The sequence below is a fragment of the Helicobacter sp. 23-1044 genome (assembly GCF_053654695.1).
The window spans coordinates 40,257-65,583 of the sequence record NZ_JBSIUQ010000011.1 but is presented as its reverse complement, the minus strand read 5'-3'; the positions used below and the strand labels follow the sequence as shown (position 1 = coordinate 65,583).

The 25,327-nt window shown below is 41.9% G+C and carries 27 protein-coding genes; 22 read left to right on the top strand and 5 right to left on the bottom strand.

Annotation, left to right across the window (positions count from 1 at the left end):
• Positions 1-9 precede the first annotated feature (9 nt).
• The 6 genes from ACWIUD_RS09385 (at position 10) to ACWIUD_RS09360 (ending at position 6,142) form a co-directional block, all read left to right on the top strand.
• The gene (locus tag ACWIUD_RS09385; RefSeq protein WP_454148670.1) at positions 10-1,524 is read left to right on the top strand and encodes an anthranilate synthase component I family protein; all 1,515 of its coding nucleotides are present in this window, start codon (positions 10-12) and stop codon (positions 1,522-1,524) included.
• A 137-nt stretch (positions 1,525-1,661) separates the two neighbouring features.
• The gene (locus tag ACWIUD_RS09380; RefSeq protein ID WP_454148669.1) at positions 1,662-1,955 is read left to right on the top strand and encodes a hypothetical protein; all 294 of its coding nucleotides are present in this window, start codon (positions 1,662-1,664) and stop codon (positions 1,953-1,955) included.
• 43 nt (positions 1,956-1,998) lie between these two features.
• Positions 1,999-2,217 (top strand): hypothetical protein, encoded by a 219-nt coding sequence (locus tag ACWIUD_RS09375; protein WP_454148668.1) that lies wholly within the window; start codon positions 1,999-2,001, stop codon positions 2,215-2,217.
• Positions 2,218-2,436 (top strand): hypothetical protein, encoded by a 219-nt coding sequence (locus tag ACWIUD_RS09370; RefSeq protein WP_454136824.1) that lies wholly within the window; start codon positions 2,218-2,220, stop codon positions 2,434-2,436.
• Positions 2,433-5,564, top strand: coding sequence for a replication restart helicase PriA (priA, locus tag ACWIUD_RS09365; protein ID WP_454148667.1), 3,132 nt, complete (start codon positions 2,433-2,435; stop codon positions 5,562-5,564). The genes ACWIUD_RS09370 and priA overlap by 4 nt, the downstream gene beginning before the upstream one ends.
• Positions 5,565-5,665: 101 nt before the next feature.
• Complete coding sequence (locus ACWIUD_RS09360) at positions 5,666-6,142, top strand: hypothetical protein (protein WP_454148666.1); 477 nt, start codon at positions 5,666-5,668, stop codon at positions 6,140-6,142.
• Between the two features lie 115 nt (positions 6,143-6,257).
• Here the strand turns inward: ACWIUD_RS09360 and ACWIUD_RS09355 are convergent, their stop codons facing one another.
• Positions 6,258-6,620 (bottom strand): hypothetical protein, encoded by a 363-nt coding sequence (locus ACWIUD_RS09355; protein ID WP_454148665.1) that lies wholly within the window; start codon positions 6,618-6,620, stop codon positions 6,258-6,260.
• A gap of 11 nt (positions 6,621-6,631) precedes the next feature.
• Here ACWIUD_RS09355 and ACWIUD_RS09350 point away from each other — a divergent pair, with 11 nt between their 5' ends.
• Positions 6,632-6,871, top strand: coding sequence for a hypothetical protein (locus tag ACWIUD_RS09350; RefSeq protein ID WP_454148664.1), 240 nt, complete (start codon positions 6,632-6,634; stop codon positions 6,869-6,871).
• Here ACWIUD_RS09350 and ACWIUD_RS09345 read toward each other — a convergent pair.
• Positions 6,852-6,998, bottom strand: coding sequence for a hypothetical protein (locus ACWIUD_RS09345; protein WP_454148663.1), 147 nt, complete (start codon positions 6,996-6,998; stop codon positions 6,852-6,854). The two genes, ACWIUD_RS09350 and ACWIUD_RS09345, sit on opposite strands and share 20 nt — an antisense overlap.
• 85 nt (positions 6,999-7,083) lie before the next feature.
• On the opposite strand from ACWIUD_RS09345, the gene ACWIUD_RS09340 reads away from it, so the two are divergent.
• From ACWIUD_RS09340 to ACWIUD_RS09280, 13 genes are all read left to right on the top strand, one after another.
• Positions 7,084-9,054 carry a hypothetical protein gene (locus ACWIUD_RS09340; RefSeq protein ID WP_454148662.1) on the top strand — a complete coding sequence of 657 codons (1,971 nt, stop codon included), beginning with the start codon at positions 7,084-7,086 and terminating at the stop codon, positions 9,052-9,054.
• Positions 9,055-9,082: 28 nt separating this feature from the next.
• On the top strand, positions 9,083-10,153 hold the full coding sequence (gene galE / locus ACWIUD_RS09335) for a UDP-glucose 4-epimerase GalE (protein WP_454148661.1): 1,071 nt from the start codon (positions 9,083-9,085) through the stop codon (positions 10,151-10,153).
• Positions 10,154-10,162: 9 nt separating this feature from the next.
• A complete protein-coding gene (locus tag ACWIUD_RS09330) occupies positions 10,163-11,701 on the top strand; it encodes an FAD-dependent oxidoreductase (protein ID WP_454148660.1) in 1,539 nt (512 codons plus the stop codon).
• Between the two features lie 57 nt (positions 11,702-11,758).
• Positions 11,759-12,715 carry a UDP-glucuronic acid decarboxylase family protein gene (locus ACWIUD_RS09325; protein WP_454148659.1) on the top strand — a complete coding sequence of 319 codons (957 nt, stop codon included), beginning with the start codon at positions 11,759-11,761 and terminating at the stop codon, positions 12,713-12,715.
• Positions 12,706-14,031, top strand: coding sequence for a UDP-glucose dehydrogenase family protein (locus tag ACWIUD_RS09320; protein ID WP_454148658.1), 1,326 nt, complete (start codon positions 12,706-12,708; stop codon positions 14,029-14,031). The genes ACWIUD_RS09325 and ACWIUD_RS09320 overlap by 10 nt, the downstream gene beginning before the upstream one ends.
• Entirely contained in the window at positions 14,028-16,271 is a 2,244-nt protein-coding gene (locus tag ACWIUD_RS09315) for a hypothetical protein (RefSeq protein WP_454148657.1), read from the top strand. The genes ACWIUD_RS09320 and ACWIUD_RS09315 overlap by 4 nt, the downstream gene beginning before the upstream one ends.
• Positions 16,252-17,397, top strand: a complete 1,146-nt coding sequence (locus ACWIUD_RS09310) for a glycosyl transferase family 90 (protein ID WP_454148656.1) — start codon at positions 16,252-16,254, stop codon at positions 17,395-17,397. Before ACWIUD_RS09315 ends, ACWIUD_RS09310 begins: the two co-directional genes overlap by 20 nt.
• Before the next feature lie 162 nt (positions 17,398-17,559).
• Positions 17,560-18,267 carry a glycosyltransferase family 2 protein gene (locus ACWIUD_RS09305; RefSeq protein ID WP_454148684.1) on the top strand — a complete coding sequence of 236 codons (708 nt, stop codon included), beginning with the start codon at positions 17,560-17,562 and terminating at the stop codon, positions 18,265-18,267.
• Between the two features lie 3 nt (positions 18,268-18,270).
• Positions 18,271-20,979, top strand: a complete 2,709-nt coding sequence (locus tag ACWIUD_RS09300) for a hypothetical protein (protein ID WP_454148655.1) — start codon at positions 18,271-18,273, stop codon at positions 20,977-20,979.
• Positions 20,976-21,464, top strand: coding sequence for a hypothetical protein (locus tag ACWIUD_RS09295; RefSeq protein ID WP_454148654.1), 489 nt, complete (start codon positions 20,976-20,978; stop codon positions 21,462-21,464). The genes ACWIUD_RS09300 and ACWIUD_RS09295 overlap by 4 nt, the downstream gene beginning before the upstream one ends.
• On the top strand, positions 21,415-21,852 hold the full coding sequence (locus tag ACWIUD_RS09290; protein ID WP_454148653.1) for a hypothetical protein: 438 nt from the start codon (positions 21,415-21,417) through the stop codon (positions 21,850-21,852). The genes ACWIUD_RS09295 and ACWIUD_RS09290 overlap by 50 nt, the downstream gene beginning before the upstream one ends.
• Positions 21,845-22,237 carry a class I SAM-dependent methyltransferase gene (locus tag ACWIUD_RS09285; RefSeq protein WP_454148652.1) on the top strand — a complete coding sequence of 131 codons (393 nt, stop codon included), beginning with the start codon at positions 21,845-21,847 and terminating at the stop codon, positions 22,235-22,237. The genes ACWIUD_RS09290 and ACWIUD_RS09285 overlap by 8 nt, the downstream gene beginning before the upstream one ends.
• A gap of 14 nt (positions 22,238-22,251) precedes the next feature.
• Positions 22,252-22,620 (top strand): GtrA family protein, encoded by a 369-nt coding sequence (locus ACWIUD_RS09280; RefSeq protein ID WP_454148651.1) that lies wholly within the window; start codon positions 22,252-22,254, stop codon positions 22,618-22,620.
• On the opposite strand, the gene ACWIUD_RS09275 is transcribed toward ACWIUD_RS09280, so the two are convergent.
• Complete coding sequence (locus ACWIUD_RS09275) at positions 22,617-23,546, bottom strand: TIGR02757 family protein (protein WP_454148650.1); 930 nt, start codon at positions 23,544-23,546, stop codon at positions 22,617-22,619. The genes ACWIUD_RS09280 and ACWIUD_RS09275 overlap by 4 nt on opposite strands.
• A gap of 77 nt (positions 23,547-23,623) precedes the next feature.
• Here ACWIUD_RS09275 and ACWIUD_RS09270 point away from each other — a divergent pair, with 77 nt between their 5' ends.
• Positions 23,624-24,307, top strand: coding sequence for a hypothetical protein (locus tag ACWIUD_RS09270; RefSeq protein WP_454148649.1), 684 nt, complete (start codon positions 23,624-23,626; stop codon positions 24,305-24,307).
• A gap of 263 nt (positions 24,308-24,570) precedes the next feature.
• Here ACWIUD_RS09270 and ACWIUD_RS09265 read toward each other — a convergent pair whose 3' ends face one another.
• Positions 24,571-24,813, bottom strand: coding sequence for a hypothetical protein (locus ACWIUD_RS09265; protein ID WP_454148648.1), 243 nt, complete (start codon positions 24,811-24,813; stop codon positions 24,571-24,573).
• A gap of 37 nt (positions 24,814-24,850) precedes the next feature.
• On the bottom strand, positions 24,851-25,045 hold the full coding sequence (locus tag ACWIUD_RS09260; protein ID WP_454148647.1) for a hypothetical protein: 195 nt from the start codon (positions 25,043-25,045) through the stop codon (positions 24,851-24,853).
• 9 nt (positions 25,046-25,054) lie between these two features.
• Between ACWIUD_RS09260 and ACWIUD_RS09255 the strand changes: the two genes are divergently transcribed.
• Positions 25,055-25,309: a hypothetical protein gene (locus ACWIUD_RS09255; RefSeq protein WP_454148646.1), complete on the top strand. Its 255-nt coding sequence runs from the start codon at positions 25,055-25,057 to the stop codon at positions 25,307-25,309.
• The last annotated feature ends 18 nt before the right edge of the window (positions 25,310-25,327 follow it).

Below are 25,327 nucleotides of genomic sequence, written 5' to 3'. Positions count from 1 at the left end.
GGAAGCAAAATGTATCCAAAAATCGATGAAATTCGCGCGATTCCAAATATCCGCGATTACAAGCGCGTAAGCGTGGCGATGGAGTTTTTGAGCGATTTTATCACGCCTATTGAGGCGATGCGGATTTTAAAGTCGCACTCCACGCATACATTTTTGTTAGAAAGCGTGGAGGATAGGAAGCAGTGGGGGCGGTGGAGCTTTTTAGGATTTAAGCCAAAATTAGAAATCACCGCGCGGGGCGAATATGTCTATCTAAACGGCGCAGAATCTCCCGCACACAAGGGCAATCCAAACGCACTAATCCGCGAGATTTTGCGTGAGTATAAAAGTCCAAAAATTGATGAGTTGCCCCCATTTTGTGGCGGACTTGTGGGATATTTTTCATACTCATATTTGCGATACAGCGAGGCAAAAGTCGATAAAATATTTGCAGATTCTGCGAAAGGTAACAAAAACGCAGAATCTAGCGCAGAATCTGCCCCATTTAACGACATTGATTTAATGCTATTTGATTCACTAATCGCCTTTGATAATTTACGCCAAAAAATCGTCCTTATCACAAATATCGCCCTAAATGATTTGGAAAACGCCTATAATAAGGCGCAAATCAATCTCAAATCCTTGCAAGACATTCTCACAAAGCGCACTCCACTAGGCACTCTTCCACCGCAAACCCCGCTAAATCTCACAAGTAAATTCACGCCTGATTTTTCAAAGGACGCATTTTGCGCTATGGTAGAGCGCGCAAAGGGTTATATTAAAGAAGGCGACATTTTTCAAGTGGTGCTTAGCAATCCGCTCCGCGCACACGCGCAAGGTAGTCTTTTTGATGTCTATCGAATCCTTCGCAGCACAAATCCTTCGCCGTATATGTTTTATTTTAGTAGCGATTGTATCGAAATGGCGGGGGCGTCGCCTGAGACGCTTGTAAAATTGCAAAATGAAACGCTTTATACTTATCCACTTGCTGGTTCGCGTCCGCGTGGGGCAAATGAGCGCGAGGATGAAGCATTAGAGTGCGAACTTTTGAGCGATGAAAAAGAATGCGCCGAGCATAATATGCTAGTTGATTTGGGGCGCAACGACATTGGCAAAGTCGCTAAAATCGGCTCTGTGGCGGTAGAAAAATATATGCAAATTGTGCGCTACTCGCACATTATGCACATCGCTTCTTGCGTAAAGGGCGAGATTTGCGAGGATTTGGATGCGCTTGATGCCATTAGCGCGGTGCTACCTGCGGGGACGCTTGTCGGTGCGCCTAAGATTCGCGCGTGTGAGATTATAAACGAGCTAGAAAAAAGTCCGCGAGGTGTGTATGGCGGGGCGATTGGGTATTTGGATTTTAGCGGAAATATGGATAGTTGCATTGCTATTCGGCTTGTGTATAAAAAGGGCGATGAGCTTGTGGTGCGCTCGGGGGCGGGGATTGTGGCAGATAGTGTGGCGGAGAATGAGCACACGGAGTGTTTAAATAAGGCAAGAGCCGTCCTAAATGCGATAAACCAAGCAAACGGCGGAATTTAGCGCAATTTGTTCTGGGGTATGCAATTTGCGCCGTTTTCGCACAAAATTTCGCTCAATGAACCCATTAGTTCTATTTCGCTCATTTCGCGCAAAAACGGCGCAAAGCCACACCGCCATTACTTCGATTGTAATTTGCTTTGCGAATCAAAAGTCAAAAAAAACCCGTCATTGCGAGGCGCACGAAGCGAAGCGAGTGCAACGAAGCAATCCACAAAAATAATAATATGGATGGTTGCTTCGCTACGCTCACAAAACAAGGCGAAGCCGAAATTTCTTTATTCAATCCTGTGGATTGCCACGATTTTGCTTCGCAAAATCTCGCAATGACGGAAATATCACAGATTCTACGATTTTTGGCGTTAGATTCTGCGATTCAAATAAAAAACGCAGAATCTGCCCCAAAAATTCGCAAAAATCACATAAAATTATAATTTTTTTGCTACAATTTCACATTTTGTTTATAAAGGATTGAAAATGAGTATTTTAGAGCGACTATCACAGCGAATTGACGAACTTCTGCAACGATTAAACGAGCAAGGCAAGGAAATTGAGAGTTTGCGCTTGGAAAATAGCGCGCTAAATAGCGAAAAAGCGGAGAAAGATAAGCAGATAAATGCCCTTTATGAGGAACTTGCCTCGCGCGACCGCTCGTATGAAAATCTTATCGATAAAATCGATGAAGCAAGCAAATAAGTGGATTCCAAACTCAATATAAACCTGCTAATTTCTGGCAAAAAAATACAGGTTAATATCGCTAGCATCAATAAACGCGCAAAAAGCGAGATAGAAAATGTGCTATCTGCGCGCGATGTGGATGTAAAAGATATTTTGAAAGCATATATCCAAAAGTGCCAAGAATACGCGGAGATGGAGGATAGATTGCAAGATTTGATTGGCAAAATGGAGCGATGAACTATTACAAAATCGCTCCCCTGCGACTGAAACTCCCACCGCTGATTTACAAATCCCCCGCACACTTGCCAAAAAACAGCATTGTAAAAATCTCCATAAAAAATAAAATCGCACTTGGAGTTGTGCTAGATTCTGCGTCAAAACCAAACTTTGAGTGCGAAGTGGCGGAGCAAAGTGAGTTTTTTTTGACGGAAAATCAAGCGATTTTGGGGAGGTTTGTGGCGAGTTATTATTGCGTGAGCTATGGCGTGGCGTTTGGCATTATGGTGCTTGGGAAATGTGGCGATTTGCCTTTGGAGGCGCAAAATTCGCCTTTGGGGGCGTGTGATTTGCATTTGGGTAGTCACTCCGTAGATTTGGCGACTCGCACGGCAGAATTTGCGAATTTTTTGGGAGATTCTGCGACTCGCACGAAAAATTATAAAATCGCAGAAACTAATGCAAAAATTGCAGAATCTCCCCCCACGCCGTCATTGCGAGACTTGACGCAGTCAAGTCGTGGCAATCCACAGAATTTACTAGCAAAGCAAAGTAGTCATCCAAATTTAGATTCTGCGAAAAACGCTTCATTTTGCCATATTGAGCGAAGCGAAATATCTCAAAATCACCCCTCCCAAATGCGAGAGGATAAATCTCAATCTCTCCCCCTCCCAAATGCGAGCGGGGGATTAAGGGGGTGGGTAGATTCTGCGAATCGAATAAAAAACGCAGAATCTAATAAAAATAACAAATCAATAACCCAAAAGCAAATCAATGCAGTTTCATTGCAAATAAGCGATTCGCCCAAAACACAGAGTCTCCCTAATGGATTGCCACGATTCTGCTTCGCAGAATCTCGCAATGACAGACAACAACGCCCCACTTCGTCATTGCGAGCGAGCAAAGCGACCGAAGCGTCTGTGCGAAGCACCGACCCACACTTGCAAATCCAAGATTCTGCGAATGCAGAATCGTGGCAATTCGCAGAATTTGCGAGCAAAGCGAAGCAACCATCCACAAATTTTTGCGACAGCAAAAATGATAAAAATCAATCGTGCGACAGCACCGACTCGCACTTACAAATCCATAATTTAGATTCTGCGAAACCATCGCCAAACCCCACTTCAAAATCTCTTTTTTCTCTCCCGCAAAAAGGGCTGCACCCCCCTACCCCGCTCCCCCCTACGCGCCAAAAAGCAGCCGCTTTTTCGCTTTTAGGGGGGAGAGCCTCGCTTAATCCGCTTCTAGCAAAAAATCGGCGGTTGCACTACTGCAACCTTGAATCCGATTTTTTGCACCACGAAGCGGGCGAGATTAAGGGTGCTTCGCACGGATTTTTATTAGATTCTGCGAACGCAGAATCTAAAATGGATTGCCACGAAGTCGCCCAAAGTGCGACTTCTCGCAATGACGAAAAAAATATGCTAGATTCTGCGTATCAAACAAAAATCGCAGAATCTGGCGCAATTTCGCAGAATCTAATCGCAGAATCTATTTCGCAAATTACCCACCCCCGAACCCCCTCCGCAAGGGAGGGGGGACAAATTGCAGATTCTGCGCCTCAAATAAAAAACGCAGAATCTAACGCAAAATTCGCAGAATCGCCCCTAGATTCTGCGGATTTGCCACGATTATCGTGCGCTCAGCAAGGCGCACTAGATTTTATATTCTCCCACCCAAAAACTCTGCTTTTTGGCGACACGGGCAGCGGGAAAACGGAGATTTACATAAACGCCATTTGCGCCACCATCGCAAAAAATCAAAGCACGATATTTCTAATGCCGGAAATCGCGCTAACTCCGCAAATGGAGAAGCGATTAAAGGGCGTATTTGGGGATTTAGTCTGCATTTGGCACTCAAAAATCAGCAAGGCAAAAAAGGAAGCGATTTTGGCGAATTTAGATTCTGCGAAAATCATCGCCGGAGCGCGCAGTGCGCTATTTTTGCCTGTGAAAAATTTGGGGTTGATTATCGTTGATGAAGAGCACGATGAGGCGTATAAAAGTAGCACTTCGCCACGCTACAATGCCCGTGATTTGGCGATATTTTTGGCGCAAAAGCAAGGCATTCGCCTGATTTTGGGCAGTGCTACGCCGAGTTTGAATAGTTATTATAATTTTTCACGCGAAAATGCGCTCTTTCGCCTTCGTGGCGGGTATTTTGCGGGGGAGAGGAAAATCAGTTTTGATGATGAAATGCTATCGCAAAATATGCTTGATAAAATCAAAACTACGCTAGAAAGCAAACGCCAAATCATCGTTTTTGTCCCCATTCGCGGGAATTTTAAGGTGTTGCAATGCGTGAGTTGCGGGGGCGGGATAAAGTGCGAAAATTGCGCGATAAATTTGAGTTTGCACTCCAAAAGAAATGCGCTTATTTGCCACCACTGCGGATTTGCAAAACCTTTTTTTGACAAGCGGACAATTTGCCAAAGTTGCGGTGGCGATGAATTTCGCGCACTAAAAATCGGCACGCAAGAGATTTGCAAACAACTGCAAAATCACTTCCCACACGCAAAAATCGCAATTTTTGATAGGGATGAGATAAAGAGCGAGGGCAAAATGCGCCGTATTTTGGGCGAGTTTAATGATAAAAAAATCGACATTTTAGTCGGCACGCAGATGATTAGCAAGGGGCACGATTATCACAACGCCGCGCTTGTGGCGATTTTTGGCATTGATGCGTTGCTAAATAGTAGCGATTTTCGCGCGTATGAAAGGGCGGTAAGTCTATTGGTGCAGATTGCGGGGCGCACGGGGCGGAAGAGTGATGGCGAGGTGGTGATAGAGACGAAAAATGCGAAGTTTTTCACGCGCTTTATGGATGATTATGAAAAATTTTTAAAATTTGAGTTGCAAAATAGGGCGAATTTATATCCGCCATTCCGTAGAATCGCCCTGCTCATCGCGCAAAACAAAGATGAAAGCAAAGCAAAAAATATTTTGCAAAACGCCAAAAAAATAGTAGAATCCGCCCAAAAAAATATCGAAATAATCGGACTTAGCAAAGCACCCATCGAGCGCATAGAAGGGCGTTGGCGGTATTTTTTATTACTCCGCGCAAAAAGTGCAAAAGAGTTGATTGGCGCAGTTTCGCTTTGTAAAAATCTGCCTTTGACAATCGATATCGACCCGCAGCAGGTGGTTTAGGCGGCTTGCTATGTGTCTATTTTTGGAATTTGGGCGAGTTTTGAGAGATTTTGGGCGATTTTGAATGCAGATTTGAGTTTAGAAAAATTTTGGAGGGAAGTGTGAAAATCCACATCTTGGTGCAATCACCGCTTTTGCAAAGGACGCTTGAAGGGTATTTGGGCGATTATGTGAGCGATTTTGATGAGTGCGAGTTCATCATCGCGGATTGCGTGGATGAGGGCATTAGCAAACCCATCTGCCTTGTGGGATTTGATGAAAATGCTGATATTTTGCGTCCTATTTATAAGGAAACGCTAATGCGCTCTTTGGCGCGATTTAACGCGAATTTGAAGGAAATCGCCCGCATTGATAAGGGTAAGTTTGAGAATATTTTGGATTTGGGCGAGTTAAGCAAACTGCGCGAATCGCTTGATTTAATCAACGGCGTGGAGGATTGCGCGACAAAAGATTCTGCGAAAAGCGAGATAAAAAAAGAGATTGAAAAGGAAATAAAAAAAGAGATTGAAAATATCGTCCAAGACTTCAAAACCCGCCTTTATGGCATTCTAGCGCAGAATCTAAACGCAGAATCTTAATGTGAAAATCGCAGAATCTGCTCCCACGCCGTCATTGCGAGGCACGAAGTGCCGAAGCAATCCAAGATTCTGCGAATCGCACTTCATTTTGTCATTTTGAGCAAAGCGAAAAATCTCATTTTAAATTCTGCAATTCTGCGTTAGATTCTGCGTTTTTTGCACGATTCGCAGAATCTGCAATAGTTTCGCCATTTTTATCATTTGATTCGATAGTTTTTTCTCGCAAAAGGGCTGCGCCCCCCCGCCCCGCTCCCCCTACGCGCCAAAAAGCAGCCGCTTTTTCGCTTTTAGGGGGAGAGCCTCGCTTTTCCGCTTCTAGCAAAAAATCGGCACTCGCACTACTGCTCGTTTGCTCCCGATTTTTTGCACCACGAAGCGGGCGAGTTTCGGGTGCTTCGCACGGATTTAATTTTATTGTGGATTGCCACGATTTGACTTCGTCAAATCTCGCAATGACGAAAGGAAAGCGAAAATTCACACAATCTCGCAATGACAGAAAAAAGGCAAATTCTAGATTCTGCGAATCAAACAAAAAACGCAGAATCTAATACGAAAATTACCCACCCCCTAAATCCCCCTCCGCAAGGGAGGGGGAACTTTTTAGATTCTGCGAAGCGCACAAAATGTTGCAGAATCTTAATGCAATTTCGCAGAATCTTGGCGCGAAAATCGCAGAATCTTAATGCAAAAATCGCCAAAATAATCCGCTTTATTTTTCGCATTTTTTGATATAATTCGCGCTTTTTAAAATCACTAAAAGGAAATTTATGAAAATCATATCTCTCATAAACGGGGGGGGGGGGGAATCGCTCTCTAACTCGTCATAATCGAACTCGCCATAATCTAACTCCCGCAAAATCTCCGCTTTTTATAAATCAGCTTTGCTTTGCTACATTTGCGCTTCGCTTCGCAATCAAAAGGCGCATTTCAAGGATTTACCGATGAAATGGGCGAATTTGGTGGCAAATCTTAAAAAATCTTGTAGCAAAAAATCTCAAAATAGAGATTTTTCGCCTACGGCTCAAAACGACAATTTTGGCGCACAAGATTCTGCACCTATGGATGACATTTTTGGCGCAAATCAAAACGACAATTTTAGCGCAAATCAAAACGACAATTTTGGCGTGCGAGATTCTGCGATTTATAAAAAATCTCAACTAGATTCTGCACTTTACAAAAAATCTCAAAAAATAAATCCCAAAGACTACGCATTTTTAGCATTCGCATTTGCGCTTTGCGCTGGGATTTGCGCTTTTAGCTTTTGGCTAGGGTTTCCGGGATTTCATATCATCGGCGATACTTATAACTCCATCGCACTCGCGAAAAACAATTGGCATCCCGTGTTTATCGCATATATTTTGCAAGGACTTTATATTATCTTTGGCAAAAATCTATATTATCTCTTTTTGTTTAATTTAGTGCCGTTTTATTTGGGAATTTGGTTTTTAATCGCCGGATTTTATTTGCGCTTTAAAAATCCATTTGCGTTGCTTCTAATTTTCCCCACATTTATTGGCAATATCTACTTTCAAAATTTCATTCAATATCATAGTTTTGCGCTGCCGATGATGGTATTTTGCATTTATGCGTTGCTTTTATTTCTCATTTTCGCAGAATCTAAATGCCATAAAATCATCAAAAAGTCCCTTTGGATTTTGCTTTTTACCCTAATGTTTTTTGCGATTTTGTGGCGACATAATGCGATTTTTAGCGTGTATCCTGCGTTTTTTATTATCATTTATTTATTTTTGCAAAATCGTGGTTTAGATTCTGCGATATTTTGCAAAGTCGGCGCAAAACTCATCATTTTAAGCGCGATTTTGTGCCTAGCAGTCGTGATTTTCATCCCAAAAGTGTTGCAAACTAGCAAAAGTCACGCAGCAAATCACCCATTTTTACACCAAATCGCCGGTGCTTGCGTGCCTGCAAATGACGCGACTTGCTTTAAAAAAGAGTGGTATTATCCGCACAAAAATTTTAGCGATGTGGTGGCACTTTATGAAAAATATCCGCTAAATGCCGACCCGATGAATGTAACTTGGGCGTATGATGATGAGCGACCATTTTTACCGCAAGAATTAAAGGGATTAAAAATGCAGTGGATAAGGGCAATTGCAAAATATCCGCTTAATTTTTTGCGCCACGAAGGGCGATTTTTCAAAGCGATGTGGTGGCAAAATCCCTCGTGGATATTTGATGCGAAAAAAATCCAAGAAAAGGCGACACACGAATGGCATATTTCGGTAGTGGGCGGATTTAAAGAAGCGCAAAGAAGCGTTAATTTCACGCCTTTGAGAGAGAAAATCTACACATTTTTATTTAATCACAAAATCTTACTAAATCACGCTTGGGGCGTGGGCGTGGGATTTGTGATTTTAATGCTTTCAAGTGCACTTTTGTGGAGATGGCGAAAGGATATTTTTGCAGATTCTGCGAAACTTATAAATTCATACAAATTCGCAGAATCTAAATTGAATTCTACCCACCCCCTAACCCCCTCCGCAATGGAGGGGGAATCTTTGGAAAATTTCTCCGCAATGGAGGGGAAAGAAATCGCAGAATCTGCTTCATTTGTCATTTTGAGCGAAGCGAAAAATCTCAAAAATAGAGATTCTTCGATTGCTTTGCAATCTCAGAATGACAATATAATCGCAGAATCTCCCCAAAATCACACGAAAATCGCAGAATCTACGCTAGATTCTGCGATTTTCACAAATAATGCGCTTTTAATATTTTGCTTTGCGGTGAGTTTTGCGACTTTTTGGAGTGCGTTTTTCATCGCTGCATTTTCGCCCGTGCCTGAAACGCGCTATATGTCGCCTATTTTACCGATGGCAATAGTTGCGCTAGTGGGATTTGTAGGATTTATAGCAGATTCTGCGAAGTGCAAAAATCGCGTGAATGTTATTTGAAATTTTTAGGAATTTCAAGGTGGCAAAGATGAATGAAAAATACATTTTAATCACAGGCGGGGCGGGATATATCGGCTCTTGTGTAAATGCAATGCTAAATACGCTTGGATTTCGCACGATTGTGGTGGATAGTTTGGTTTATGGGCATAAAGAAGCGTTAGATTTTAGGCTTTTGGATTCAAATATAGATGAATTTTTCAAAAAAGCTAATATTTTGGCAAAAGTCGCGAATCTAGCAAATCCCAAGGCAAATACGACATTTATCAAAGCGGATTTGGGCGATAGATTCGCGCTAAAAGAGATTTTTGCGAAGTATGACATTTCGTGCGTTTTGCATTTTGCGGCGTTTGCGTATGTGGGGGAGAGCGTGATAAATCCCGCAAAATACTACGCAAACAATGTCGCAAACTCGCTAAATCTTTTAGAATCTATGCGCGAAGTGGGCGTCAAAAATATCATTTTTAGCTCCACTTGCGCCACTTATGGCGTGCCACTTGAATTGCCTATTAGCGAAACCCACCCGCAAAATCCTATCAATCCTTATGGACGAAGTAAGCTAATGATAGAGCAGATTTTGGCTGATTATGCGAATGCTTATGGGCTAAAATATGTCGCCTTGCGGTATTTTAACGCAGCTGGGGCGAGTAATTTTTTTGACATTGGCGAATCTCATAGCCCTGAAACGCACTTAATCCCGCTAGTTTTGCAAACTGCGCTTAAAAAGCGCGAATCTATTAGCATTTTTGGCGTTGATTATAAAACGCGCGATGGTAGCTGTGTGAGAGATTTTATCCATATTGATGATTTGGCAAGTGCGCATATTTTGGCAATGCAATATTTGGAGCAAAATGACAAAAGCGAAGTGTTTAATTTAGGCAATGGAGCGGGATTTTCTGTGCTAGAAGTGCTACAAAAAGCAAGGGAAATCACAAATAGCGAGATACCCTGCATTTACGAATCGCGCAGAAGTGGCGACCCTGCGGAGCTAGTAGGAAGCGCGAAAAAGGCAAAGGCGATTTTAGGGTGGAATCCTGTGTTTTTTGATTTGGATTCAATCCTAAAAAGTGCGTTTGCGTGGCATAAAAATGAGCGATATTAAGGGGCAAAAATGGCAAAAAAAGTTTTGATTATCGGTGCAGGTGTGGCGGGATTGAGTGCAGGGCGAGTTTTGGCTGAAAATGACTTTGAAGTAGAAATCTATGAAGTGGATTCAAGCGTGGGCGGAATGAGCAAAAGCCTAAATATGTTTAATCAAATCGTAGATATTGGACCGCATAGATTTTTTAGCAAAGATGAGCGGTTAAATGACTTTTGGAGCGCACACACAAACGGGCAGAGCGAAAAAGTTAGTCGCTTAACGCGAATCTTTTATAACAAAAAATTCTTTTATTATCCACTGCGCGGATTTGACGCGCTTTTTAAACTAGGGATTATCGAATCCGCGCTTTGTGTGCTGAGCTTTATAAAGGCAAAGATTAAGCCATTTAGCGGAGATAGCTTTGAAAGCTGGGTGGCAAATGCCTTTGGCTACCGACTTTATAGCATATTTTTCAAATCCTACACGCAAAAACTTTGGGGCATTGAATGCAAGGATTTGGATAGCGACTTTGCAAGGCAACGAATCAAAGGGTTAAATTTATATGAAGCAATCAAAAGTGCGTTTTTTGGCGATAAAAGCAAAAAACACAAAACGCTAGTTGATGAATTTAGCTATCCTAAAAAAGGCTGTGGCGTGGTGTATGAAAATATGGCAAAAGAAATTATTTCTCGTGGCGGGAAAATCATTTGCGATGCGGAAGTGCAAGGCATAATCACAAAGGACAAAAAAGCCATTGGGATTCGCACCAAAAATGGCGTAATTTATGGCGATATAGTGATTTCTACCGCGCCATTTAGGGATATGGTGATGAGTTTAGAAGAGCTAGATTCTGCGATAAAAGATTTGGCACAAAGGCTAAAATTTCGCAATACGATTTTGGTGTATGTGGAGGTAGATTGTGAAAATCATATCAAATTTAACGGCGGAAAAAGCGAAGTATTTTGTGATGATTTGCGTGGTTTTCAAACACGAAATGAGGGAGTTACCAAAAAGGTAATGACCGAAATTGAGTGCGCAGAATCCGCGCAAAGCGCACAAAAGACAAAGCTTTTTAGTGATAATTGGATTTATGTGCATTCAAAAAATATAGCCACAGGCAGAATCACAAACTTTGCAAATTGGACAAAAGATTTGCGCTGTGGTAGAAGTGAGAGCATTTTATGTTTAGAATATTGGGCAAATGATGATGAGCGATTGTGGAATCTAAGCGATGATGAGATTATAAAAATCGCCAAAAATGATTTATTAGATTCTGCGATTATCGCAGAATCTAGCCAAATCAAACGCACACAAACGCTTAAAATCCACAAATCTTATCCCGTGTATGAGCGCGGTTATAAGGCGAATCTAAATCAAATTTATGACGCGCTAGATAAATTCAGCGATTTATATTTCATCGGGCGCAACGGCGCGTTTAAATACAACAATCAAGACCATAGTTTGCTAATGGGACTAAAATGCGCAGATAAAATTTTACGGCAAAAATCGCTAAATCTTTGGGAAATAAACACGGATTACGATTACCAAGAGGGCAAAATTGCTAAATAGATTTGCGAATTTATTGTATAATTTTGCATTTATCACAAATAAATAAAGGAAAGCACAATGATAAGCAAAAAAGTTTTGGTTACAGGTGGGGCTGGATTTTTAGGTTCGCATTTGTGCGATAGGCTTATAGAGCGGGGCGATGAAGTGCTTTGCGTGGATAATCTTTTCACAGGCACAAAGGCAAATATCGCCCATTTGCTATCTCACCCGCGCTTTGAATTTATGCGTCACGACATCACTTTTCCGCTGTATGTGGAAGTCGATGAGATTTATAATCTAGCTTGTCCTGCAAGTCCTATTCACTATCAATTCGACCCTGTGCAAACGACAAAGACTTCTGTGGTAGGTGCAATCAATATGCTAGGACTTGCAAAGCGCGTAAAGGCAAAGATTCTCCAAGCCTCCACTAGCGAAGTCTATGGCGACCCTGAGATTCACCCGCAGGTTGAATCATATCGAGGCTGCGTCAATCCTATCGGGATTCGCGCTTGTTATGATGAGGGCAAAAGGTGCGCTGAAACGCTATTTTTTGACTATCATCGCCAACACAAACTCCCAATAAAAGTTATGCGAATCTTTAACACTTATGGGACGCGAATGCACCCAAATGACGGGCGCGTGGTGAGTAATTTTATCATTCAAGCATTGCGCGGGGAGGACATTAGCATTTATGGCGATGGGACTCAAACGCGCAGTTTTTGCTATGTCGATGATTTGATAGATGGAATGATAAAGCTAATGGATTCGCGCATTGATTTCACAGGACCTGTGAATATTGGCAATCCTAGCGAATTTAGCATACTTGAACTTGCAAATGAGATTTTGCGCCTGACACATTCTAAATCAAAGCTCATTTTTCACCCACTCCCGCAAGATGACCCAAAACAGCGAAAGCCAGACATTACACTAGCGCAAAAAGAGTTAGATTGGAGTCCCAAAGTCGCGCTAAAAGATGGCTTAAAGCATACGATTGAATACTTTGAAACCATCTTAAAGGACAACAAATGCAAATAACCATAATCGGTAGTGGCTATGTAGGGCTTGTAGCGGGGGCGTGTTTTGCACAAATGGGCAACTCTGTGATTTGCCTTGATATTGATGAGCGCAAAATCGCGAATCTAAAAAACGGCATTATTCCCATTTATGAGCCAAATCTAAGCGAAATGATAAAAGAAAATCTATCCAAAAATACGATGAGATTCACCACTGATAAGCGAGAAGCATTGCAAAATGCCGAAGTGATTTTTATCGCCGTTGGCACACCTATGGGCGATGATGGGAGCGCGGATTTGCGCTTTGTGAAAAGCGTGGCGCAGGATATTGGAGGGATTATCGAAAAATATTGCGTGGTGGTGGATAAAAGCACCGTTCCTGTCGGCACGGCAAGGGTTGTGCGGGGCATAATAGATGGCGAATTAAAAAAGCGCGGATTGCAAATAAATTTTGATGTTGTTAGCAACCCAGAGTTTTTAAAAGAAGGCGTAGCGATAAAGGACTTTATGAGCCCTGATAGAGTGGTGATTGGGGCAGATTCGCAAAAGGCATTAGAGATTATGCGCTCACTATATGCGCCATTTTTGGTAAAAAGCGATAGATTCATCGCTATGAGCGTAGAATCTGCCGAAATGACAAAATACGCCGCAAACTCGCTACTTGCCACCAAAATCAGCTTTATAAACGAAATGAGTCAAATTTGCGAACGCGTGGGCGCAGATATAAACGATGTGCGTTTAGGCATAGGCTCAGATTCGCGAATCGGATATAGCTTCATCTATCCGGGCTGTGGCTATGGCGGGAGTTGCTTCCCCAAAGATATAAAGGCATTAGAAAAAACCGCGCTCGATAATGGCTACACGCCCAAAATCTTACAGGCGATTCAAGCCGTAAATGAATCCCAAAAAATGCTTTTGGTAGAGAAAATCATCGCAAAATTTGGGAAAAATCTAAAAGGCAAAATCTTTGCGATTTGGGGATTGGCATTTAAACCAGAAACCGATGATATGAGAGAAGCAAGCTCACTTACGCTAATAAATGCGCTTGTAAAAAATGGCGCAAAAATCCGCTGTTTTGACCCAAAGGCGATGAATCAAGCGAAGTTTTATTTGAAATCAACGCTAGATTCACTTGAATTTTGCGATGATAAATATAGTGCGGTTGATTTGGCAGACGCGCTTGTTTTGCTAACTGAGTGGAGAGAGTTTAGAAGCCCAGATTTTAAGCAAATCGCAAATAGACTTAAAAATCCCATAATCTTTGATGGGCGCAATATTTGGAGGCATTTTGATTTGAGTGGCTTTGAGTATCATCAAATCGGGGTGAGACAACGATGACTTTCCCCGCAAAGCGGGATTTGGCAAAAGATTTGGCAATCGCGCTAATTTTAGCGATAATTGCGATTATTTTATGCTATGCAAAAGTCATTGATGGGTGGCATTTTTGGAGCGATGATTCTGCGTATATTTCACAGGCAATCGCCCTAGCGCAAGGCAAAAGCGCGGATTATATCAATAATAATGCCTTTATGATGACAAAAAGCGATTGGTTGATTGGACCAAATGCGTATCCGTGGGGATTTCCGGCGTTACTTGCAATCGCATATAAAATCTTTGGACTAAATATCATCGCCCTAAAAATGGTAAATATCCTTTGCTATGCGCTATTTGTGGGGATTTTTTATATGTTTTGCGCCACGCAAATTCGCAGAATCTACGCCATTTTTGCCACGCTATTTTTCGCGCTAAATCCCTATATGACTTACTTTGTGGCAAATGATATGCTAAGCGATGTTTGCTTTTTGCTATTTTGCTTTTGTGCGATTATTATTTTGGCAAAGTTATTTGACAACTCTAAAAATCCCCATTATCTTGCAAATGGAGAGCAAAACGCAGAATCTGCGCTAGATTCTGCGAATAAAACAAAAAACGCAGAATCTAAAATAGATTCGTCATTGCGAGGCGAATCGCAAGATTCGCCGAAGCAATCCAAAAAAAATTGTCATACTGAGCGAAGCGAAGTATCTCTATTTAGATTCTGCGATTCTGCGAATCTATCGCCAAACCCCGCTTCAAAATCTCTTTCTTTTTCGCAAAAAGGGCTGCACCCCCGCTCCGCTCCCCCCGACTATTTAATTGTGTCCCCAAAAAGCAGCCGCTTTTTCGCTTTTAGGGGGAGAGCCTCGCATTCTCCGCTTCTAGCAAAAAATCGGCGGACGCACTACTGCAACCTTGCTTCCGATTTTTTGCACCACGAAGCGGGCGAGATTAAGGGTGCTTCGCACGAATTTGATTTTAATGTGGATTGCCACGATTCTGCTTCGCAGAATCTCGCAATGACGGAAAATAACGCATTAGATTCTGCGCTTCAAACGAAAAATGCAGAATCTCACATAAAAACGCAGAATCTAGATTCTGCGAATGAAATACAAGATTCTGCGATTCAAGCAAAAAACGCAGAATCTAAAATCAAAATTACCCACCCCCTAATCCCCTCCGCAAGGGAGGGGGAATCTAGTGGCATTTTCATCGCCATTTTTGGCGGAATTTTTATGCTTTTTAGCGCAACGATTCGCATAAATGGATTTGTGATTTTATGCGCGCTAATGGCAATGCAAGGGATTCTTTTGGCAAAGCACTTTGCGCCACACATTTTCAAACTCCGCGCATTTCGTCTTTTAAACCACATAAATTCGCCCTACTCGTGGCAAATCCACGCCATTCCTTATGCGATTTTTGCACTTGGATTTATGCTAATTGCACTCAATCTATCAAGTGGCACAAGCGGGCATTTTGGCGAGTTAGCGCACATTTCCATCCCACGCATCGCGCAGAATCTGCTTTCTTATTTGCTGCGATTTAATCAATTTTTTGATTTAGGTGCGTTTGATTTTGTGATTTTGGCGTTGTGTTTGTTGCCATTTCTTTTGCGTGGGATTTTTGATAAATTCGCAGAATCTATGGCAGATTCTGCGAAAAATGCGCTAGATTCTGCGATTTCATCAAGTGCATTTTATCTTATATTTTGCTTTGGATATTTTGCGCTATTGCTTTTATGGATGGAGACTTTTGGCGTGCGATTTGTCCTCCCGCTTGTGCCGTTTTTGCTATTTTGGACTTTTAGTGGGATTGCCAAAAGTAGGAAATTTTATAGATTTGCAATTAGCGTCATTTTGCTGTTGATTTTGGGGAGTTTTTTGCACTTAAATTATTTGGATATATCGCTTAAAAACTCGGTGGGTAGGACTTCAAACATAAATGCCGGGACTTATTCAAAAGAGTCGCTTGAAGTCTTTGAAATTATAAGGCAAAAAATACCGCAAAATGCCATAATAATCTCGCTAAAACCCCGCGCGCTGTATTTAAATACGCACAGAATCGGATTTGCCACAGGCGATGAGGGGCGATTGAGCGAGGCGGATTTCGTCCTTTGGAGTGCGGAATATGAGCAGTTAAATATTTTTAATGCCGATTTTCAAAGCAAAACAACGCTAATTTTTGAAAATAGCGAATGGAAACTTTTTAAGGTGCTAAAAGGTGCTAAAATATGGAGGCAAAATGGCGCGTTTGAAAAATAACTATCTTTTTTACAATCTAAAAGGCATCGCTAGAATGCTAACGCCGTTTTTTATCTTGCCATTAAATAGAGAGAAAATCTTGCGCGATTTAGAGAAACGCGATGATTTGGACTACATAAAAAAGCGCGTGGATTACTACTGCCAAATGAGCGAAAAAATCACGCTAGATTCAGAGGCAAAAACGCTTGATTTTCTGCGATGGACGCGCAAAAAGAGCGTGTATTTTTTTGATACTTACGAATATGCGCGGTATTTTCCGCAAAATTTTAGGGCGCATTTTGCCTTTGGCGATGTGAATTATTTTTTACAAAAACCATCTTTTACAAAATCACGCCCGATTCGCGCATATTATGAAAAGTCGTGTGAAACTACGAAAAACGCAAATGGGGGGGGGCAAAATGATAAATTAAGCGTAGATTCGCCACTTTCCCGTCATTGCGAGGGCGAAGCCCGAAGCAATCCAAACAATATAGATTGCCACGAATCGCTTTGCGATTCTCACAATATGGCGACAGATTCGCCCCAAAATCCGCCATTTTCAAACTCCACCTTGCTAAATATGGAAAAGATTCGCCATTTCATTTTTATAAACGACTCTTACGCATTTGAAACCAAAGTCGATAAACTTTTCTATCGTGGCGGGATTTATCAACCGCATAGAACGCGCTTTTTTGAAAAATATTTCGCTCACCCGCGCTGTGATTTGGGGCACACAGGGAGCAAAAGCATTCATAGTGCGTGGCAAAAGCCCAAAGTCGGCATTGCAAAGCATTTGCCTTATAAGTTTTTGCTCTCGTTAGAGGGCAATGATGTGGCGAGTAATTTGAAGTGGGTGATGAGCTCAAACTCCCTTGCCATCGCGCCAAAGATGAAGTTTGAGACTTGGTTTATGGAGGGGCGACTTAAAGGCGGGGAGCATTTTGTGGAAATCAGCGATGATTACAGCGATTTGGAGGAAAAGTTGGAGTATTTTGCCACACACCCACGCGAGGCAAAGGATATTATCCGCAACGCACACGAATATGTGGCGCAGTTTTTTGACAAAAAGCGCGAGGCGATAATCTCATTGCTTGTTTTAGAAAAATATTTTTATTTCACAGGGCAAATTCAATCCTTGCGGATTTAAAAGCGCAGAATCTAAAAATTTTGCTATAATTTGCGTTTTTATTTTAAGATTTAAGGAAGCAAAAATGCAAAGCATTTATATGAAATCCCCCCCCCCCAAATCGCGCTAGATTCTGCGAATTTAGATTCTGCGCCGTCAGATTCTGCGAATAAAACTCTCTCCATAATAATCCCCGTTTTCAACGAAAAGGCAACCATTGAAAGCATTTTAAAAGTCATATGCGCTGTAAAAATCGCTTATCAAAAAGAAGTCATAATTATCGATGATTGCAGCATTGACGGCACAAGCGAGTTATTAAAAGACTTAGAAAAAAGCGACTTTGCAACTATCAGCAAAATGGCGCATTTTAAAGTCATCTATCATAGCAAAAATCAAGGCAAAGGCGCAGCACTTCGCAGTGGCATATCGCACGCGACAGGTGATTTGGTGCTAATCCAAGATGCAGATTTGGAATACGACCCAAATGAATATCCAAAACTACTCGCGCCATTTGAGCGGGGCGTGGCGGATGTGGTTTATGGTTCTAGATTTGTGAGTGGTGCTTCACATCGTGTGCTTTATTTTTGGCATAGAATGGGAAATGGACTTCTTACGCTGTTTTCAAATATGATGACAAATCTAAATTTGACGGATATGGAGACTTGCTATAAGGTGTTTAGACGCGAGATTATCCAAAGTATCGCAATTAGGGAAAATCGCTTCGGTTTTGAGCCAGAAATCACCGCTAAAATCGCCAAAATCAAAGGCATTCGCATTTATGAAGTCGGCATAAGTTATTATGGACGCACCTATGAGGAAGGTAAGAAAATCGGCGTAAAGGACGGATTTCGTGCGCTGTGGGCGATTGTGAAATATAAATTTAGGGGGTGAAGTATGGAGTGGTTTTTTGTGGATTTGAAAATTGCTTTTATGCTATTTTTGTGGATAATTGCGTGTGTGGGGTGCGGATGGGTTATTTTATCTTTTGCAATGCGGTTTTTGGGGGCGAAGCAAGGCAGTCATTTAAATTTACCAAATTTAGATTCTGCGAATTTAGATTCTGCAATCGCAGAATCTAATAAAAATCAATCGTGCGTTAGCACACCCAAAACTCGCCCGCTTCGTGGTGCAAAAAATCGGATTCAAGCGAGCAGTAGTGCGAGTGCCGATTTTTTGCTAGAAGCGGAAAAGCGAGGCTCTCCCCCTAAAAGCGAAAAGCGGCAGCTTTTGGCGCGTAGGGGGAGCGGGGAGGGGGGTGCAGCCCTTTTGCGAGAAAAAATAAGCGAATTTAATCCAAAAAACGGCGTAGATTCTGCGAATCAAACTCCATCTTGTCATACTGAGCGAAGCGAAGTATCTCAAATAAATCACAAAAGAGATTCTTCGCTTCGCACTTCGTGCTACGCTCAGAATGACAAGGTTTTGGATTGCCACGAAGTCGCCCTTAAACGCGCGACTTCTCGTAATGACGAAATAAAAAGTGAAAATTCACACAATCTCGCAATGGCAAAAACAAAAACGCCAGATTCTGCATTTTTTGATGATTTGGCATTAAAAGTGCCATTTTCGCTTTTATGTGGAATGATATTTTTTACTTTTTTAACCTCGCTAATTCATCTATTTTTCCCCATAAATGCGTTTGTAAGTGTGATTTTTCTTGCATTTGGCATTTTTGCATTTTGGCGAAAAATCCGCGATTTTCAACTTTTAAATTTAAAGGTGTTATTTAGCGCAAGTGTGGCGTTTTTCGCCGTTGTGGTGCTTAGTTTTTTCCACGATTCTATCGGCGATTCGGTAAATTATCACATTCAAATTGTCTCTTACATTCAGGCGGAAAATCTTATTTTTGGATTAGGAAATATCCACGGGCGACTTGGGTTTAATGGCATTATTTATAATTTTTACGCACTTACGGATGTAAGTCAAATTTTCCCTGCGCTACGCAGTTTTATCGCAAATGAGATTATTTATTTTGCGTTAATTTTTAGTGCGATTTATATTTTGGTGACTAAAAATTTTGCCAAATTTCACTTGCTTTTTATCGTGTGTAGCGTTATTCCATTTAGTTTTATTTTGAAGTGGGCGGAGTTTAATGCCCTTTATTGCGAGGGTGTGGGCGCGGTTTTTGGCATTTTTATTTTTAGTGCTTTGCTTTATGTTTTAGCGCAAAATTCGCAGAATCTCCCGCAAATTTCGCAGAATCCGCAGAATCCACAGATTTTACCCCAAAATCGCTTCATCGCACTGCTTTTTATAATTAGCGTTTTTGCTACGATGATAAAGATTGCAAATTTCGCGCTAGTGCTTGCTGTGGCGATAACTTTCATTTATTTAAATCGCAGTTTTTATCGCCCAAAATTTTATAAAGCGTATTTTTTGCTTGGCATTTTTTGCGTTATTTTTTGCCTACCTTGGGCGATAAAGGGCATTGCCACAAGCGGGATGATTGCCTATCCTGCGAGTGTGGGATTTTTAAAATCGCTTCCTTTTGCGGTGAGCGAGGCGCAGAGAGAAAGTGAAGTGTGCTGGATTATGAGCTGGGCAAGGGCGCCGGGGCAAAATTGCGTGGAGGTTTTGCAAACAAGTGCGTGGATGGTGGATTGGTTTAGTATGAAAACGCGCTACTTTGGGTATTTTAAGCATTTTGTTTATCACTTTTTGGCGTCATTTGCGCTGTTTTTGTGTCTTTATTTTTATAATAAAATGCTAAAAAAATTGGCAGATTCTGCCCCCGCGTCGTCATTGCGAGGCACGAAGTGCCGAAGCAATCCATTAGATTCTGCGAATCCATCGCCAAAACACTTCTTTAAGTTCATTTCTTTTTCGCAAAAGGGCTGCACCCCCCACCCCGCTCCCCCTACGCGCCAAAAGCTGCCGCTTTTCGCTTTTAGGGGGAGTGCCTCGCTTAATCCGCTTCTAGCAAAAAATCGGCACTCGCACTACTGCTCGTTTGCTCCCGATTTTTTGCACCACGAAGCGGGCGAGATTAAAGGTGCTTCGCACGGATTATCTTTTTTAGATTCTGCGTTTGGCGTTGCGTTTGTGGGTGTTGTGGTGGGGATATTATTTTGGTTTTATGCAGGACCAGACCCTAGATTTGGAATGGTGTATATTTTCCCGCTTGTGGGACTTTTTATGGCGTATAATATTTCGCAGATTAAAAGCGCAGAATCTCCCAGCACAAAGGCACTTTTTGCGATTTTATTTATCGCTACGCTCTTTCCATTTTGGAAACTTACGCGCGATATGTATATGATTTTGATTGTGTTTTGTTTGCTATTTCCTAGTGCGATTTTAGGGGCGAAAATACAGCGCATTTACCTTGCACTGCTTATTATTTTGGCATTTGTGAGTGTGCCAAATATGTTTCGCGATAGACTTGGAGCGATAAAGCAAAATCCAAAGGTCCTGCCCATCTTTGCCAAAAAGCAAATTAGCGATTTTGGTGTGGAGATTTATCATCGAAGCGATAGCGCAAAAGATGGTTACCAAGCATTCACCTACGAACCACGCCCGATGACGCCTTATTCCACCCACCAAATCAAAGAAGTGCGCTTTTTAGGGCGCAAGGCATACATCAACGCAAAAAAGGATGAGAGATGAAAGAGGGATTTTTAGATAGATTGTTGCGCGAAATGCGCCTAAGGCAAATCAAACCGCATTTGCGCGAGTTTGCAAATCCGCGTGTGCTTGATGTGGGGTGCGGATGGGAGGCGAAGTTATTAAAAGAGATTGAACCCTTTATCGCGCAAGGCATTGGCATTGATTTCAAAGCACCTAATATTCAAACTGCGAAATTGCGGACTTTTAGTTATTTTTTCGAAAAAAAGGGCGAAGTTTGTGAGACTCGCACGAAAAGTGCAGAATCTATATTTAATTCTGCGAAAGGCAACAAAAACGCAGAATCTGCGCTCATTTCGTCATTGCGAGATTCTGCGAATGCAGAATCGTGGCAATCCGCAATCAAATCAAATCCGTGCGAAGCACCCGAATCTCGCCCGCTTCGTGGTGCAAAAAATCGGGAAAAAGGGTGCAGTAGTGCCACCCGCCGATTTTTTGCTAGAAGCGAAAGCTGGGCACTCCCCTAAAAGCGCAAAGCGTGAGCTTTTGGGGACACAATCAAATAGTCGGGGGGAGCGGGAGCGGGGTGCAGCCCTTTTGCGAGAAGAAACAAACGAATCGAATCTAAAAAACGGCGATTTTATCGCAGAATCGCAGAATCTAAAAAGAGATTCTTCGCTCGTTTCACTCGCTCAGAATGACAAAATGGATTGCCACGAAGTCGCCACAAGTGCGACTTCTCGCAATGACAAAATGGAAAGCAAAAATTCACACAATCTCGCAATGACGAAATTTGGCGCACTAGATTCTGCGAATTGCACAAATATCGCAGTATCTAACGCAATTTTGCACGATGATTTCGAAGATTCTGCACTTTTAGATTCTGCAAACGGGGGGGGGGGGGGATTTGCATAAAAGTTTGCATAAACGCTTGTATAAACGCTCACATAAAGGCAAATTAGTTTCACTGCCTTTTAAAGATGAGAGTTTTGAAATCGTGTGTATGTTAGCGGTTTTGGAGCATTTGAACCATCCGCTTTTGATGTTAAAAGAGATAAAGCGAGTTTTGAAGAAAAATGGCATTTTGCTTTTGAGTGTCCCATCTCACGCGGCAAAACCGATTTTAGAATTTTTATCTTATAAATTAAAATTGATTGATGAAGCAGAGATAAGAGACCATAAGCGATATTACAACAAGGCAGATTTGGCGCGGTGTGCGGAGTTTGCGGGGTTAAAAATGGAGGGGCATTATTATTTTCAGTGCGGATTTAATAATTTTGCTAAAATGCGAAAAATTTAAGTGCGTGGAGCAAAGTGGAAAAGTTATTTAAATATGTGCTTGTGGGCGGAAGTGCGGCGATTATCAATTGGATTGTGTTTTTTGTGTGTGTGGAAATTTGCGCTTTGCATTATTTAGGTGGCGGATTTTTGGCGTTTATTGTTGCGACTTTGTGGAATTTTATTTTGGCGCGAAAGTTTATTTTCACCCCAAAGCACTCGCTTTTAAAGGAAAGTGCGCTGATTTATTTGGTGAGTTTTGCGGGACTTTGCATTGATATTTTTGTGCTTTATGTTTGCGTGGATGTGCTTAAAATTCCTGCGATGGTGGGTAAGATTTTTGCGAGCGGCGTGGCATTTTTATTTAATTTTAGTGTGCGGAATTTTGTCATTTATAAAAATTAAAGCATTTTTTCCTGTCCCAAGCGATAGAGTGCAAAGTCGTATTTTACGGGGTCATCAGCGCAGAATCTGCCTAAATTTGCCGTGATTTCAAGGGCGGAGCGCAAATCATAACTTTTGCGCTTCAAAAGTCCTAGTTTTTGCGAGAGGCGAAAAGTGTGCGTATCAAGGGGCAAAATCAAATCCGCGCGCGATACTTCGCCCCAAAATCCAAAGTCAATATTATCCTTTCGAACCATCCATCGCAGAAATAAATTCCATCGTTTGAGTGGCGATGAGTGGGCGTTTGTCGCCCTTTGCCCGATGAGAAATTTTAGTCCGTGCGGGAGAGTGAGCGAAGTTTGGGGATATTTTGTGAGATTCTGCGAAATTTTGGGAGATTCTGCGAGATTCTGCGAATATGTGAGATTTGGCGAAATTATTTGATTTTTTAGCGCAGAATCTAGCGCGAAAATCATCGCATTTATACCGCAAATGACGGGAGATTCTGCGATTTTCGCAGAATCTGTGGGATTTTTCGCTTCAAAAGCAGGGTTAAATTTCGCAGAATCTGACTGCAATTTCGCATTTTTATACGCATTTGTAAAAATGCGTTTTATCCCGCCACACGCGATTATTTCGCTTAACGCCAAAAATAGCATTTTTATATCATCGCTTCTTTGAAAGCGGTAATGCGGGAATTTAGCGCGCAAAATCGCATTTTTATCGCCCAAAATTTTAAAGTCCAAATTTAATAGCGTCTTTAAAATCTGCTTTGCATTTCCATACGCCAAAAGTGCGCACACAACGGCGATTTCATCCACAAAATCATATTTTTTCTCCACCGCCTTTTTTAACGCAAAAAGCGGGTCTGGTTTATCTTCGCTCAACTCAAAGTCCGTATTTCGCGCGTTGTAGTGATAATCTAGCAGTTTTTTTAAATCTCTCATTTTGCCCCCAAAAATTTTAAAAATTATAATATTTTATGATAAAATCCGCTTTTTAAAATCAAAAAAAGGCACTTTCAATGAAAAAAATTATCTGCATTTTGATGCTATTTTGCGCATTTTCTCACGCAAACTACGCAAACAAGCAAGAGCAAGTCGAGAAATTCGTCTATATCGAGGCACTTTATGGATTTGGCGGGATGATAAAACCCTATGATATTTATTTGCACGATGTGCAAGCGCGCATATTTTTCCCCACGACAGGCGCGATGCACGAACTTGTGGCGCGAGGGTCATTCTCACAAGATAAGCAAAAAAGTGGCATAAAACATAATGGATGGGAGGCGGAATATCGCATTGGGATGCGGTTAGATGAGCATTTTAAGAGTTTGGGGACGATGCTTGGCAGTGCGTATATTGGACTTGGGTATCAAAATTTATCGCACAACACGGGCGGAGCGATGAAAAATCTGCATTTGATTTATTTTCCGCTTGGCGCGTGGGGGGAGGAAAGTCTCGGCGAGGGGGCGATAATGTCGATGATGCGCCTGCGCTGGGGACTAAATACGAAAATGATATTTTTGAATAACTACAACAGCGAGGGCAAGTTGAAGGGGAATTTTATCTTTGGACTGAAAGTGCATCTTGGCGTGGGCGTGAAAATAATGCAGAGTGCGGATATTTTCGCGCAAGGATTTTTTCAATGGAATCTACCGCTGAAAAAGACGCAGGTGTGGGGATTAGAAGTGGGAATGCAGTTTTAGATTTGAGTGAATTTTGGTGGTGAATCGCAGAAATTAGCGCGGATTTTGTCATTACAAAAAAATGCGTCTTTGACGCAAAATCCGCAGAATTTGGCATCGTTTTCAAAGTAAAATCGCAGAATCTAGTGTGAAAAAGTCAAAAATCCGCAGAATTTGGCGCAGAATCTAGTATGCTAAATTTCGTCATTGCGAGAAAATCCGCAAGGATTTTCGTGGCAATCTATATTTTTTGATTTAGATTCTGCTGTTTTGTGTGTTTTCCGTCATTGTGAGGCGAATCTTGATTTGCCGAAGCAATCCACACATTCCGTCATTGCGAGAATGGACGAAGTCCATTCGTGGCAATCTAAAAATCCCACGCCGTCATTGCGAACGAGCGAAGAATCTCTTTTTAGATTCTGCGATTCGCACGAAAAATATATGAATTTAATAAAAAATACGAAAATCGCAGAATCTACGAGATTGTCGCCACTTTCAGCATTTGATTCACTTATTTCTTTTCGCAAAAAGGGCTGCACCCCCCGCTCCGCTCCCCCCAATCATTTAATTGTGTTCCCAAAAAGCAGCCGCTTTTTCGCTTTTAGGGGGAGTGCCTCGCTTTTCCGCTTCTAGCAAAAAATCGGCGGTTGCACTACTGCAACCTTGCTCCCGATTTTTTGCACCACGAAGCGGGCGAGATTCGGTGCTGTCGCACGATTGATTTTGTTGTGGATTGCCACGAAAATTCGCTTCGCTCATTTTCTCGCAATGACGGATTATTTTAGAGATTCTTCGCTCACTTTGTTCGCTCAGAATGACAAAATTTTTGGCAGATTCTACGAATTTCGTGCGAGATTCTGCGATTTGTGTCTTTCAAACAATCGAAGTAATGGCGATTTTGCGTCAGCAAAATTAAACCAAAAACACACAAAAAAGCGTCCTGTGCGGAAGTATCGTGCGATGGATTCGTGGGTTGTGCCGAAAAATTCGAGCGAAGATAGGACTGCTTCGTCCATCGAGTGAGGATTTTTCAAACTCCCG

Coding starts and splice junctions, on each gene's coding strand:
- ACWIUD_RS09275 (WP_454148650.1), bottom strand. CDS start 23,546: ATGAGAGATTTAAAAAAACTGCTAGATTATCACTACAACGCGCGAAAT.
- ACWIUD_RS09255 (WP_454148646.1), top strand. CDS start 25,055: ATGACGGATTATTTTAGAGATTCTTCGCTCACTTTGTTCGCTCAGAAT.
- ACWIUD_RS09270 (WP_454148649.1), top strand. CDS start 23,624: ATGAAAAAAATTATCTGCATTTTGATGCTATTTTGCGCATTTTCTCAC.
- ACWIUD_RS09310 (WP_454148656.1), top strand. CDS start 16,252: ATGGCGCGTTTGAAAAATAACTATCTTTTTTACAATCTAAAAGGCATC.
- ACWIUD_RS09260 (WP_454148647.1), bottom strand. CDS start 25,045: ATGAGCGAAGCGAATTTTCGTGGCAATCCACAACAAAATCAATCGTGC.
- ACWIUD_RS09315 (WP_454148657.1), top strand. CDS start 14,028: ATGACTTTCCCCGCAAAGCGGGATTTGGCAAAAGATTTGGCAATCGCG.
- ACWIUD_RS09330 (WP_454148660.1), top strand. CDS start 10,163: ATGGCAAAAAAAGTTTTGATTATCGGTGCAGGTGTGGCGGGATTGAGT.
- ACWIUD_RS09295 (WP_454148654.1), top strand. CDS start 20,976: ATGAAAGAGGGATTTTTAGATAGATTGTTGCGCGAAATGCGCCTAAGG.
- ACWIUD_RS09320 (WP_454148658.1), top strand. CDS start 12,706: ATGCAAATAACCATAATCGGTAGTGGCTATGTAGGGCTTGTAGCGGGG.
- ACWIUD_RS09340 (WP_454148662.1), top strand. CDS start 7,084: ATGAAATGGGCGAATTTGGTGGCAAATCTTAAAAAATCTTGTAGCAAA.
- ACWIUD_RS09385 (WP_454148670.1), top strand. CDS start 10: ATGTATCCAAAAATCGATGAAATTCGCGCGATTCCAAATATCCGCGAT.
- priA (WP_454148667.1), top strand. CDS start 2,433: ATGAACTATTACAAAATCGCTCCCCTGCGACTGAAACTCCCACCGCTG.
- ACWIUD_RS09375 (WP_454148668.1), top strand. CDS start 1,999: ATGAGTATTTTAGAGCGACTATCACAGCGAATTGACGAACTTCTGCAA.
- ACWIUD_RS09350 (WP_454148664.1), top strand. CDS start 6,632: ATGACAGAAAAAAGGCAAATTCTAGATTCTGCGAATCAAACAAAAAAC.
- ACWIUD_RS09300 (WP_454148655.1), top strand. CDS start 18,271: ATGGAGTGGTTTTTTGTGGATTTGAAAATTGCTTTTATGCTATTTTTG.
- ACWIUD_RS09325 (WP_454148659.1), top strand. CDS start 11,759: ATGATAAGCAAAAAAGTTTTGGTTACAGGTGGGGCTGGATTTTTAGGT.
- galE (WP_454148661.1), top strand. CDS start 9,083: ATGAATGAAAAATACATTTTAATCACAGGCGGGGCGGGATATATCGGC.